This window comes from Alkalibacterium psychrotolerans (assembly GCF_054784355.1).
Genome location: NZ_BAAGPH010000029.1, coordinates 42,739 through 55,063, shown reverse-complemented (window position 1 = coordinate 55,063; position 12,325 = coordinate 42,739). Strand labels below are relative to the sequence as shown.

Here is a 12,325-nt window from a genome sequence, read left to right as displayed (position 1 = left end):
TTCTTCCATGGTAAGATGGGTGTAGGCCATTTGTGGTCACTCTCCTAATTTTCGTGGTTGTTAATTTTGGAATGAGTGTACCACAAATGGTTTTTTTAATCGTCTAGCTTAATTTTACAATTCAAGTTTTAAAAACTCCTACCTAATATCTGATAGGTATAATAGGAATAGATAGCAGCCAATTAACCTCATTAACTTTCTTGACAATAGTTTTTCATTAAGTTATTCTACCCTTAACCAAACAGGACAGGAGTGTTATTTGAGCCGATGCGTAACTAATCTCATTTTTTAAGTCGAAAAGAAGTAGAATAAGACTAAAAGGACGGTCTTATTTATCATGCCTTTTCAGACTCAAATGGGATTAATCGACGATTGGGTTAAATAATAGAGACTCCTGTATATTTTTGTCTTTAATTTAATCTATTTATCTTCCTCCCTTTTTGTCTGAAAACAATGGGGAGGTTTTTTTGATGGAAAAATGAGCATTCAATCCAGAAATTAAATTGGAAAAGGAATGATTGCTATGCCATTGGTATTACTAAAAAAATTAAAAAAGAGTTACGGAGACCGGCTTCTCTTTGATATCGAGAAGCTGCAGATTGAAGACAGCGACCGGATTGGACTGGTCGGCACCAACGGGAGCGGAAAAACGACGCTGTTTCGCCTGATTAAAGGACTGGAAGAGCCGGATGAAGGTATTATTGAGCGCCAGACGACAGTTGAACTGCTTCCTCAGCTGAAAGACGCCATCGGTACGAAAAGTGGCGGTGAAGTGACGGCTGACTACATTGTGCAGGCACTAAATAAACGGCCCAAACTACTTCTGGCAGACGAACCGACAACGCACTTGGATATCAGTCACATCGATTGGGTAGAAAAGTCATTTAAACAATTTAACGGTGCTTTTTTACTTGTTTCTCACGACCGGACCTTTCTCGATCAGGTCTGCACGACGATCTGGGAGCTGGACGGTGAGACCGTTACTGTCTATCCGGGCAACTACACGGCTTATAAACGTGAAAAAGAAAAGGAACGCCAGCACCAGCAGACAGAATATGAAAAATACACCAACAAACTCAATCAGTTGACTCAGGCCAAAGAAAGAAAAGCGCGTCAGGCAGTCAATGCCACTAAGCGCAAGGCAAAAGTAGGCGATTCGGAGTACAACTTGAAAGGGTCCGCTCCTTACTTTCAGAAAAAATCGAAGAAACTTCAGCAAGTACAAAAAGCCATGGACAGCCGCATTGAGAAGCTTGAAAAAGTCGACAAGCCTAAGGAGCAGGAAGGCATTACTATTGAACTGCCCGACATGGAAAAATTGACGCAGAGGTTTGTGATTCGAGCAAAAGACAGCTCCGGCGGCTTTCCTGAGAAAGCATTATGGTCAAAGAGTACGTTTTCTCTTAAAGGTGGAGAAAAAGTAGCTTTAATGGGACCAAACGGCAGCGGCAAGACGACGCTGATCCATAAGCTTTTAAATGGTGACGACGCCATCCAGCTGTCCCCTGCCCTGAAAATTGGTTATTTTTCTCAGGACTTGAGTACATTGGAAGCATCCGAGTCGATTCTGGACAACGTCAAGCTGGATGCCGTTCAGTCCGAAACACTCATCCGCATTATTCTCGCTCAACTCCACTTCAGAGGAGATGATGTCTACAAGCCGGTCTCTGTCTTGAGTGGAGGCGAACGGGTAAAGGTCGCCCTGGCCAAGTTAATAGCCGGTGACTACAATACATTGATTCTGGATGAACCCACCAATTTTCTTGATATTCAAGCCGTTGAAGCTCTTGAAGACTTACTCGCAGGCTATCCGGGAAGCATCCTCTTTGTCTCTCATGACCGGTCATTTGTAAACCGGACCGCCACAAAACTTTGGGTGATTGAGGACCAGAAAATACAGGAGTTTGACGGCAATTTGGATAAATGGGAAAAAGCCAGACAAAAGCAACCCTCTGTAAGTTCCACCGAAGAAGAGCTCATGCGGCTAGAGAACAGAATCGCAGAAGTTTTGGGTTCGCTGTCCCTTGAATTTTCTGAAGAAAAAGATAGGGAGTTCAAGGAGCTGCTTCAAAAGAAAAAAGAACTTAAAGAAAACTAAACGATTTAAAAAACCAGGATAAGCAGGTCAGTCTACAGTGTGTTGGCTGCAGAGCCTGGTTTTTATATCGTTTTAGATTTTTAAAGTAAAGGCTGTCAGTACAGTCATAGGGAAAAATCAATAATTTGATTTTCATTATCCTACCACTTTCTTCAAAGAAGTAATTACCAATTTTTTATGTATTTACTTAAAATAGCATATCAGAAAAGTGCAATTATTTTTTTATATGCTATTTTAAAAAAGGGAGTAAAAAGACTTTAAAAAGACTTTAAGAAGTTTTATAATGGACTTAAGTAAAGGAGTGAGATTAAATGTCCATGAGAATATTAGATATTCCAACATCTTCTATTTCAGAAGTAAAAAGGTCTCCTATGGAAATCTTTCAAAAAGCTGATAAAGAAGCTGCTGGTGTTTATGTCTTTAATAGAGAAAAAGTAGCTGGAGTTATGCTAACTCAAGAACAATATGAAACGTTAAACAAAGAAGTCGACAGTTTACATGATCAAATTATTGATCTAATCGCTGAGAAAAGATTATTGAATGAAAAAATAGCCACTTATTCTGATAGTGAAGTCCGTGGATCAATAGCAAACGAAGTCCCTACTATCGATGAAGAAGATGGGTGGGAGTAAACTTTGCACCAGATTGAATGGACAGAATATTCAAAAAAGGATTATGATAATCTTGATGGTAGCCAAAAAGTTTTTGTAGACAAAGCTCTTAATCGTATTAAATTGCATGGAATGGATGCTGGACAGCCTCTACATGGCGCTTTATCTCAATGTAATAAACTGAAAAATAGAAAAATGGGACTTCGTATTATTTTTAGAGAGGTTCAAGGTAAGCTTGAAGTAATCCAGATTGTTGTTATTGGAAAAAGGGATAAAAATGCCGTCTATAAAATTGCTGAAAATCGTCTAAACTAATTAATATAAGAGCTTTAACACTATAAGTAAAAGTGTTGAAGCTCTTATTTTCTGTACTGAATTAAGTTGAATTTAATTTATTTCAATTTTTTTCAATAGCTTCTGAATCAAACTATACATTTTTCTTATTAGACATAACATTTATCACTTAACAATTTTAGAAAATTCTTTCTTCACTCGATTTAGTTTTTCAGGATTCTTGATTAAGTCCAGTGCGGTATGGGTCAAAGCGGCAATGGTGTTTTCCATCGCCTGATAGGCATCATCTGTCAGCGTGCACTCTCTGAATTCAGTTGTATGGGCGGATACGGCTTTGCCGCTGGTGATTTCAAAGTACGGATTGATTGCCGCAACGACCTGGCTGACGTTCCCCATATCCATCGATCCCATCGAGTCGCGCTCTTCGGTAATCATTTCAATCCCCAGTGCCTTCATGTTTTCGTTATAAAGCGAAGACAGGGTTTCATTTGTGATCAGATTTTTGTAGGCTGCTTCATAGTGTCCCCACTCCATACGGCAGTCGGCTGCCAGTGCTCCAGCTTCTGCACAACGAATGACTTTTTCACGCAGTTCATTCAAGTAAGGCATGTCCATGGCTCTCACGTAAAACTCAGCACGCGTGTAGTCCGGGATAACATTGGCTGCCTCGCCGCCTTCTTTAATCACCCCATGTACGCGGGCACTCGGACGAAGCTGTTGTCTCAGGGAACTGACATTATTGAAAAAGTTGATACAGGCATCCAAGGCATTTTTCCCCTCGAAAGGTGAAGCCGCTGCATGCGCAGTCTGACCGTAAAAACGGAACTCGATGGCTTCCATTGCCATGGAGGTGCCGCTGGCATAATAGCCGTCGGACGGATGCGTACAGAAAGCAACATCAACGTCGTCAAAGGTTCCGGCATCTGCCATCGTTACCTTGTCGCCATTTGTTTCCTCGGCCGGTGTGCCTAAAACAACGACCGTGCCGCCCACTTCATCTACTAACTTAGACAAGGCAATCCCTGCACCAGTATCCGTGGCTCCAAGCAGATTGTGACCACAGCCATGACCGATTCCAGGCAAAGCATCGTATTCAGACAAATAGGCAAAAGTTGGTCCTTCTTTTTCTCCTTTGTATACTGCTCTGAATGCTGTCTCAATGCCTAGATAAGGATACTCAACCTCGAAGCCATGCTTTTCGAGCAGTTCCACATGTGCTTTTGACGATAAAAACTCTTCATGACCCAGCTCTGGGTTCGCGTAAATGTATTCACTCAGCCCCTGGAGTTCGGGTCTGAGACCTTTGATAATCTCTTTTACTTTCTCTTTATACTGTTCCGCCATAGATTTTCCTTCTTTCATCTATCATTCTATTTTTAAAGGTACCAAGGTTCACTTGATGTCAACTAAATCGTAGGGATAATACTATTCAATTACTTAAACTGTCTGCACGCTGACTTGGCTGCCTTCAGCGGTTTTTTCAACGACAATATGTGATGGAATACGTGTTTTCAGCTCGTCGACGTGTGAAATGATGCCGACCAGTCGGCCGCGTTCCTGCAGATCCAGTAAAGTCTGAATCGCTTTGTCCAATGAGTCCGAGTCCAAGGTGCCAAAACCTTCATCGATAAAGAGAGTATCCACGCTGACACCGCCGCTTTGGCTTTGAATCACGTCACTCAATCCCAAAGCCAGTGCCAGCGAAGCTTTAAATGATTCGCCGCCGGACAGTGTATTTACGCCACGCTCTTTACCAGTTTCAAGGTCAAACACTTCCATATCGAGACCTTTTGCTTTATTTCCTTTTGCCTCGTCCAGTTTACGCTGTAATTCGTAACGGTTATTGGTCATATCTCCGAACCGCTCATTGGCGGCTTCAAGTATTTCGTCGAAATAAATTCCCAGTACATAACGCTCAAAGGAGACCCGGTCGGTCATGCTGTTGGTTCCACTCGCCATCACAGCCAGTTCATTGTAAATCTGATAATCCTTTTCAAGCGCCTCGCTTTTGCCTTGATGGGTCTGAATTGAAGACAAAGCAGATGTGTTTCGGCTTCTGGACTCAATCAGCCTGTCTCGATTATTTTCCAGCTCAGGAAGGTTCTGTTCGATTTCATCGACTTTCTCTTTATACTCCTCAATCGGCAGAATCGTCTCTTCTTTGTCCAAATAGTCCCTTACTTCTTTCAGCTGAACAGTCAGGCTGTGTCGGGCTTTTTCATAATCTGAAATGGCTGTTTGCATCTTCTGCGCAGTATCAGCTTCCAAAACAAGTGAGTCAAATGTCTCGCCGATATCACTGTCTTCTTTGAGTGTTTCAAAGGCTCTTTCCGCTTCTTCTCTTTTCGTTTTAAGCGTTTTAAGCTGGTCTTCGGTGAACTCAATGCCGTTTTTGTTTGCAGACAATTTATTAGTTAGTTCCTGGAGCCGTTTCTGGTCAGCCACAGCTTTAGTCTCAACCGTTTTAATCCTGCTTTCTTTTCCTGAAATCGCTGATTGAATAGCTTCTTTAGATTCAGACGACAGATTTTTCTTTAAGCTGTCCCGTTCTTCTTCAAGTTCTTTTATGCGCTTCGTGTTGTGCGCATTGGATGAATTCAGCTCCACTATAGCATTGGAAATGTCGCGCTCTTTTGCTTGAATGGTTTCCAGTTTTTCAGATAAGGCATTTTCTTCTTTCACCTTGTTCTGATTGCTTTGTAACTGTTCTTCAATCCTTTTCAGTTCTTCCGTCAGCTGTTTGACTTCTGAAGTGGTGGCCTCAAGGGCTTCATCTACATCAGAATGATTGATATCGATCTGCTTGCAGCGCTTGCCTACTTCTTCAGATAATTGCTGCAGGCGTGCGGCTGTCCCGTTGTAGGCTGCCTCCGCTTCTGTTTTCACTTTTTCCAGCTTGTCGACTGCTACTTTTGAGACTGCTTCACTGGAACTCTCGGCAAGGTGAGGATGATCTTTACTTCCGCAAACCGGACAGGGTTCGCTGTCTTTCAAGTCACCTGCCAGGACAACGGCCAGATCTTTAAAGTAGCCTTCTCGTGCGTCTCGCCAGTCTTTTTCTGCTTTCTTCAGAGCTTTAGCCTGATCTGAAAAAATGGCTTTGACTTTGGCGCCTTGCTTTCTTAACTCACTGAGTTCGCTCAGCTTTTCTTTTCGCTGCTGAAGCTGGCTGAGTTTATCTTTCTGTTCGCTTCTTTCTTCGAACTGCTTGGAAATAGTGTCCTTGACTAGCTGTAATGCCTTGTGCTGTTCCTTCAAGTCATTCACAGTTTTTGAATAAGCCTCACTGTCTTTTATGAGCTGCTCTTTTTTCTCCACATTTTTCGCATAAGCTTTGGTTAAACTATCGATAGCCTCTTCTTTTTTCTCGACTTCAACCAATCGGTCCAGTTCGTTTTTCAATTGCTGGATAGCTTCACAGATAGTGCTTAGTTCAGCGAGTTCTTTTTGACTTTTCTCATAGTCTTCTCGAGCCGCTGTTTCTGTTTTAACCAGTTCAGCTTGGTCATCTTTAAGCTTTTGAAGTTTCTCTTTAGCTGTCTGACTGTCTTTTGCCACTGTCTCAGCTGCTTTTTTAGCATCCATCAGCTTCTTGGCTTCTTCATTGTCAGCTAGCTGTTTTTTATAGGTTTCAACTGTTTTTTCTTTTTCATCCAGCTCGATTTTTTCTTTGTCCAGCCGCTCTTTCTTCTCCAACTGTTCAATCAGTCGGCTGTAAGCTGTTTTCTGTTCTTGAAGATTTGTGATCGTTTTTCTGACAGCCTCGAGTTTTTCCTTATCCTGCTCAACCAGTTTTTCGATTTCAGCACTGGCCACGTTGACGTCAAACTGTTCAATGGCTTTTTGGAGGGTGTCATTCTCCTTATAATCTACTGATTCAAAAGCGAGTTTCACTGCCTGTTCATACTGCTCCCGCTCTTTTCTCATTGCCTTGGCTTTTTCGTTCAGCTTTTCCTGAAAAGCCTGGAACTGACTGGTCTGGAAAATATTGCGGAAAATTTCTTCTTTCTTGCCACTGTCAGAATCCAGCATCCGCTTAAAGTCACCTTGCGGTAGCATCACAATTTGTCTGAACTGCTCATGATTCATCCCCAAAAGGTCTTCAATTTCTTTATTGGCTTCATTAATCTTTGTCGTTACCTGGTCCCCATTATGAAACTCCACGCTGGCTTTCACATTGATGGGCTTTTTGCCTTTTCCCGGTCCCATTTGAGTGGGGTGGCGCTGCACTGAATAGCGTTTTTGACCCAGTTCAAATTCAAAATAGACAAAACACAAGTCGTGATCCGTCGCATGGTCAGATTTATAGGAATCCTTGTCGCGTCCATCTTTGGAAGGCCTGTCAAACAAGGCATAGGCAATGGCATCAAAAATGGTCGTTTTGCCCGCTCCTGTTGGCCCACTGACGAGAAAAAGGGAGGATTGGTTGAAGGCGGTAAAGTCAATTTCCACTTCGCCTTTATACGGTCCGAAGGCATTCATTTTTAACAGTAATGGTCGCATCTACTCTTCCCCTCTTTCGACAGTTTCCCAGATGGCATTGACGACTGCTTTGCGGTCCTCATCCAATGGCTGGTCTTTGAAGTGTTCATAAAAATCATCAAACAGGTCCAGTACATTTTTTTGTTCTGCCAGTTCGTGAGTACGCGTCGTCTCTCTGGACTGCCGCTCTTTTCTCGTCGTGTACTCCAGCCCCATGGCAAATGGATAGCGCCGTCTCAACTGGTGCATGGCGTCCGTGACGTAATGATCATCGGTCAGCTCAAAGAAAATATAATCTTCTGACTCGCCTTGCATCAGTTCGTCAAAGCTTCCTTTTAAGACTTTCAAATCCCGCTTCGGTTCCGTCGGCAGGCCTTCTATTTCGATGGTGTCTTTAGTGACGTCAACTAAAAGGTGCTGCTTTTTATGTTTGGCTTCAGACTTAGAGTATTTTAAAGGTGAGCCGCTGTAGCGAACCCGGTCGGTTTTTACCTTTTGCGCCTTATGCAAATGGCCCAAAGCCACATAGTCAAAGGATTCAAATAGTTCAACATTCACGTATTCGGCTGTTCCGATACTCAGTGGCCGTTCGGAATCAGAGTCTTCAACCGACTCCTTGCCGCCGTTCACCACATAACCATGTGCAATGAGTATGTTTAGTTCATCAAAATTCATTTCTTCTTTGATTGATTCAATCTGTTTCTGAGTCGCGTCTTCCAGATTTTTTATGTCGTCATCTTCCAGTAACTTGCGGATGGTGACGTGATCCGCAAAAGGCAGTAGGTAGAAATTAGCCTCTTTGATGGTGACTTTTCTGACGGTTTTTTTAAGCGTGCCTTCGATATACAGGTCGCTTGAAGCCAGCAGTTCCGCCCCGTATTCCAATCGCTCGTTGCTGTCGTGGTTACCGGCAATCGCTAAAACCGGAATGCCTGCTTCCCGAACGAGTCGTGTAAAGATTGTTGTGGCCAAAACGACGGCTTCTTTTGGCGGAATAGCTCGGTCGTATAAATCCCCCGCCATAATCACAACGTCAATAGCCATTTCTTTCACGTCATCCACCAGTTTGTGGAGTACTTCTTCCTGATCTTCAAGCATGGAAAATTCATTGACGATTTTGCCGATATGCCAGTCAGCTGTATGTAAAATTTTCATGGAACCCCTCCGATTCTTTTTCCTTGACACACACTCTAGTTCTCTTATTTTATCAGAAAAGCGCGGGAGACTAAATAGAGGGCGGTGATACAAAAATCACTTAAAAACAAAGCTGTCTGCTTTCGGCTGATCCGAAAGCATTCCTTTTAAACGCTTCGCTTACGTGAATGGAGAGACTGATGAGTTATTAAGTGGTTACATGTCTTGGGCTCGGCAGACTCATGCACCCAGGTGACTCGAGTTGACCGAAGAGGGCAGTCGTTCGGTAGACTCGGTGGCTTTGTTGCTTCGACTTAACCGAAATCGTGCAATCTTCGGTAGACTCAAATAGTTTGATGCTTTGGGTTTACCTAAATACGCCTATTTCGGCACAGTCGAAATAGCTTCCGCCTTGAGTTTACCGAAGTCTGCTTGTTTTCGACCATTTTTAGCTCTTTAAATTTTTGAGTTTACCGAACTGGTAGTAACTTTGGCAGACTCAGCTACTAGTTCCAGCTGAGTTTACCTAATAATGAGTAACTTCGGCATACTCACTAGATTTTCTTCCCCGACTTTACCAAACATCCCCACACATCGGCACACTCAACCATAAGAGTTGTCTCACCTTACCGAACTCTGTAATTATTACCTGTCTTCATGAAAAAAAACGCATACCCACTCAACAATATTGAGCAAGTACGCGTCTTTGATGCAGCACTGCCGGCTAATTTTAACCGGTCAGTTCCACGACTATTTTAATGGCCAGGAAGGGAGTTGAACCCTCACGAGCGTTGCGCTCACCAGATTCTGAGTCTGGCGTGTCTACCATTCCACCACCTAGCCGGAACACTCATAAGTATAGCACATTGCTTGAAATCTGAATAGCTTATTTTATTATTTTCAGTTCTTTTTATCGTCCTCTAGTGTGCTCTGTTAAGCTAAAAGTGGCAATCATGATACAATATAAGTGACAGAATAATTCTGAACGGAGTGATACAATGGGCAAATATGAATCACCGGATTATACAGTCATTATAGGCGAACGATCTTTTGAGCTGAGAAAATACAAAAACTTTTCAGTCGTTGAATTTGAAAGCAGCCCCGAAACCGAAAGAAACACAGCATTCCGCACACTTTTTCGCTACATTGCCAGTGACAACGAAGCAAACGAGAAGATACCGATGACAATTCCTGTTATAGTGGAAAAAGATACTCAAGCGAGAAAAATGGCTTTTGTTGTTCCGCAAAAATACAAAAATGATATTCCTCGTCCGAAAGACTCAAGCTTAACTATACAGAAATTTCAGGAAGGCTTATTTGCGACTATCACCTATTCCGGTAAAAATACGCCATCAAAAGAAAAGAAGGCAATGAGCTTACTGAAAGACTGGGTCGACAAAAAGGGTTACCGTGAACAGTCCAACTATATGGTCGCCGTTTACAACGGGCCTTTCTCTCTTCCTTTTATGAGACGAAACGAAGTATGGGTACGAGTCGTTAAATAACCAGTAAGACCAATAATCTAAATAAAAAAGGAGACTGACAAATGACTGACTGTTACTACTGCAATATGCCTACTGAAGATTACGTTATTGAAAATGACTTTGCGGCTGGCTACTATGATGCCAAGCCCTCCTCAAAAGGACATTTCCTCGTGTTTACAAAACGACATTTCCCAGACTTCTTTGGGATGACTCCAGAAGAACAGCAAGGCGTGAATGACCTTCTAATGACGGCTAAGAAATTGGTTGATAAAGAATATAAACCGGATGCTTATAATCTGGGTGCCAACTGCGGTTCGGCTGCCGGCCAGTCTGTCAAACACGCTCACTTCCATCTCATTCCGCGTTATGAAGGTGATGTAGAAAATCCTAAAGGCGGCGTGAGAAATCTCATGACCTAGAAATACTAATCGAATAGTTTATAAACTGCTAGGAGGTCTAAACTTGGAAGTTGACAAAGTAAACAAACTGTAGACAACATTGATTATACCCAAGCTGCTGATTTTCAGCTTTTTGATAATCAACATATACGTTTTTGCGACTACACAATCCCCTCTCGCAATGTGGTTATCAAGTCTATCCTTTATTGGATTTTCTACTCTACTGTTTGCCCTATTGTTTGTGAAACCGAAAAAACCTTCGGATTAACTGCTTAAGTCGAACTTAAAGGTAAGATTCATCTCTTTATAGTTTTAAACATCACCTCAATCAAATAAAAAAGCGCTCTGCCTGTATACTTATTTCTCACAGGCAGAGCGCTTTTTGAATGCCAATCATTTATGGAAGGTACCCCAGTCGACAGTTTAAAACTGTCAAATGATTTATAACTATCACTGTTCTTTTTTCACCCACACATAAATAAATGGCGAAAAGATGAAGCTGTACTTTAAAGCTCCTTTATACGGAAAGGATAGAACCGTTTCAAGCTGGGCAATTATGCTGTGAATCGTTGCGTAGCTCCAGATGCACATGGAAAGATAGATAAACAGAAGTGTGCCGCCTGTGGTTTCAAAAAAGGTCCCTTGAACCATCCAGTAAATTAAAATGTGAATGGCATAGAAAAAGATGCCCCAGAAAAACCCCGCTCGGCTGAATGTCATCTGTTCTTTCAAGTTTTGCTTATCCGGTTCGATACATTTTCTCTCCTCATATTAATCATGCTTCATCTGCTTGATGCCTTCTTCAAGAATCTCCAGCTGGTTAATGGTTTCTTCATCCTTAACCAGTTTTTCTTTTCCGTTAACTAAAGAGTCAACGAGTGCTTCGTAGAAATAACTGTAACTGCCTTTTTCAGAAACCACTTTTTCTTCATGGTACTGACCGTCCTCATCCATGTAAGTCAGTGTGCCGTAATGCTCCGGCTGATCCACTCCAAAATCGCTATTTCCCGGCATGTAAAACAGTTTCAAATGCTCTTCCTGTCGGTCTTTTGTTTCTTTGACAAAAGTACCTTTCGTTCCATACACTACAAAACTTGGTCGACTTTTGAGTCTGAAATAGCTGGATTTCACGGACACTTTTAAATTGTTGTCATAGAAAAAGTCCAGATCAAAGTAGTCGTTCATCCGGTTTTCGCCTAAAAGCTGACGGACATCATAAGTCAGGTCTTTCGGACTCCCAAAATAAGACAGCACCTGGTCAACGGTATGGCAGGCGTGTGTGTACATGAAGCTGTTCAGTTTCTCAAACGACTCTGCGCTCTTAGGAACTTCGGGTCGGAAATAATCAAAGTGCATCTCCACTTCAATAATGTCTCCCAGCTTCCCGCTCTCGATGACTTTTTGAACCGTCAGAAAATCCGAATCAAAGCGGCGGTTCTGGTAGCACTGAATGAAGAGGTTCTTGTCTTTGGCAAGGGCAAACAGTTCTTTCGCTTCCTCTGACGTTTCGGCAAAAGGTTTTTCAACCAGAACATGCTTGCCGTTTTCCAGCGCTTCTTTTGCCAGCGGGTAATGGAATTGCGGCGGGGTTGAAATGACGACCAATTCAATATCATCATCTTCCCATATGTCACTTTTTTCCTTAACGTATTCGGCTCCCGGTACCTTTTCCCAGGATTCATTGTGTCCGGATCGGGCTTGAATTGTTTTTATTTTAATGCCTTCGACCTGACTGGAAAACGGAATGTGGTAGCGATTCGTACTTTTCCCGTCTCCTATATAAGCTATTGTCAGCATGCTTTACCCTCCATTAAAATACTTATT

At 42.4% G+C, this 12,325-nt stretch carries 10 protein-coding genes and 1 tRNA gene; 5 read left to right on the top strand and 6 right to left on the bottom strand.

The features are described from left to right. Nucleotides 1–523: 523 nt before the first annotated feature. The 3 genes from abc-f to ACYVLS_RS05085 all read left to right on the top strand — a co-directional run bounded on the left by abc-f (nucleotide 524) and on the right by ACYVLS_RS05085 (nucleotide 3,024). The gene (abc-f, locus tag ACYVLS_RS05095) at nucleotides 524–2,098 is read left to right on the top strand and encodes a ribosomal protection-like ABC-F family protein (RefSeq protein WP_460321980.1); all 1,575 of its coding nucleotides are present in this window, start codon (nucleotides 524–526) and stop codon (nucleotides 2,096–2,098) included. Nucleotides 2,099–2,409: 311 nt separating this feature from the next. Next, nucleotides 2,410–2,730 (top strand): type II toxin-antitoxin system Phd/YefM family antitoxin, encoded by a 321-nt coding sequence (locus tag ACYVLS_RS05090; protein WP_460321978.1) that lies wholly within the window; start codon nucleotides 2,410–2,412, stop codon nucleotides 2,728–2,730. Between the two features lie 3 nt (nucleotides 2,731–2,733). Continuing rightward, nucleotides 2,734–3,024, top strand: coding sequence for a type II toxin-antitoxin system RelE family toxin (locus ACYVLS_RS05085; RefSeq protein WP_460321975.1), 291 nt, complete (start codon nucleotides 2,734–2,736; stop codon nucleotides 3,022–3,024). A 144-nt stretch (nucleotides 3,025–3,168) separates the two neighbouring features. On the opposite strand, the gene ACYVLS_RS05080 is transcribed toward ACYVLS_RS05085, so the two are convergent. The 4 genes from ACYVLS_RS05080 to ACYVLS_RS05065 all read right to left on the bottom strand — a co-directional run bounded on the left by ACYVLS_RS05080 (nucleotide 3,169) and on the right by ACYVLS_RS05065 (nucleotide 9,462). Further along, a complete protein-coding gene (locus tag ACYVLS_RS05080; RefSeq protein WP_460321972.1) occupies nucleotides 3,169–4,347 on the bottom strand; it encodes a M20 family metallopeptidase in 1,179 nt (392 codons plus the stop codon). A gap of 93 nt (nucleotides 4,348–4,440) precedes the next feature. Then, nucleotides 4,441–7,506 (bottom strand): SbcC/MukB-like Walker B domain-containing protein, encoded by a 3,066-nt coding sequence (locus ACYVLS_RS05075; protein WP_460321970.1) that lies wholly within the window; start codon nucleotides 7,504–7,506, stop codon nucleotides 4,441–4,443. Further along, nucleotides 7,507–8,640 carry an exonuclease SbcCD subunit D gene (locus tag ACYVLS_RS05070; RefSeq protein ID WP_460321968.1) on the bottom strand — a complete coding sequence of 378 codons (1,134 nt, stop codon included), beginning with the start codon at nucleotides 8,638–8,640 and terminating at the stop codon, nucleotides 7,507–7,509. Between the two features lie 738 nt (nucleotides 8,641–9,378). Then, nucleotides 9,379–9,462 (bottom strand) — tRNA-Leu (locus tag ACYVLS_RS05065). Nucleotides 9,463–9,617: 155 nt separating this feature from the next. On the opposite strand from ACYVLS_RS05065, the gene ACYVLS_RS05060 reads away from it, so the two are divergent. After that, on the top strand, nucleotides 9,618–10,124 hold the full coding sequence (locus ACYVLS_RS05060) for an SOUL family heme-binding protein (RefSeq protein WP_460321966.1): 507 nt from the start codon (nucleotides 9,618–9,620) through the stop codon (nucleotides 10,122–10,124). A gap of 41 nt (nucleotides 10,125–10,165) precedes the next feature. Further along, on the top strand, nucleotides 10,166–10,522 hold the full coding sequence (locus ACYVLS_RS05055; RefSeq protein WP_460321964.1) for an HIT family protein: 357 nt from the start codon (nucleotides 10,166–10,168) through the stop codon (nucleotides 10,520–10,522). A gap of 429 nt (nucleotides 10,523–10,951) precedes the next feature. Here the strand turns inward: ACYVLS_RS05055 and ACYVLS_RS05050 are convergent, their stop codons facing one another. Both ACYVLS_RS05050 and ACYVLS_RS05045 read right to left on the bottom strand, forming a co-directional pair. Next, nucleotides 10,952–11,233 (bottom strand): hypothetical protein, encoded by a 282-nt coding sequence (locus tag ACYVLS_RS05050; RefSeq protein ID WP_460321962.1) that lies wholly within the window; start codon nucleotides 11,231–11,233, stop codon nucleotides 10,952–10,954. Between the two features lie 39 nt (nucleotides 11,234–11,272). Further along, nucleotides 11,273–12,298 (bottom strand): Gfo/Idh/MocA family oxidoreductase, encoded by a 1,026-nt coding sequence (locus ACYVLS_RS05045; protein ID WP_460321960.1) that lies wholly within the window; start codon nucleotides 12,296–12,298, stop codon nucleotides 11,273–11,275. Between the last annotated feature and the right edge of the window lie 27 nt (nucleotides 12,299–12,325).

Bases quoted from the DNA above. Each gene is read 5' to 3' on its own strand.
- ACYVLS_RS05080 (WP_460321972.1), bottom strand. From the start codon at position 4,347: ATGGCGGAACAGTATAAAGAGAAAGTAAAAGAGATTATCAAAGGTCTC.
- ACYVLS_RS05055 (WP_460321964.1), top strand. From the start codon at position 10,166: ATGACTGACTGTTACTACTGCAATATGCCTACTGAAGATTACGTTATT.
- abc-f (WP_460321980.1), top strand. From the start codon at position 524: ATGCCATTGGTATTACTAAAAAAATTAAAAAAGAGTTACGGAGACCGG.
- ACYVLS_RS05090 (WP_460321978.1), top strand. From the start codon at position 2,410: ATGTCCATGAGAATATTAGATATTCCAACATCTTCTATTTCAGAAGTA.
- ACYVLS_RS05075 (WP_460321970.1), bottom strand. From the start codon at position 7,506: ATGCGACCATTACTGTTAAAAATGAATGCCTTCGGACCGTATAAAGGC.
- ACYVLS_RS05045 (WP_460321960.1), bottom strand. From the start codon at position 12,298: ATGCTGACAATAGCTTATATAGGAGACGGGAAAAGTACGAATCGCTAC.
- ACYVLS_RS05060 (WP_460321966.1), top strand. From the start codon at position 9,618: ATGGGCAAATATGAATCACCGGATTATACAGTCATTATAGGCGAACGA.
- ACYVLS_RS05070 (WP_460321968.1), bottom strand. From the start codon at position 8,640: ATGAAAATTTTACATACAGCTGACTGGCATATCGGCAAAATCGTCAAT.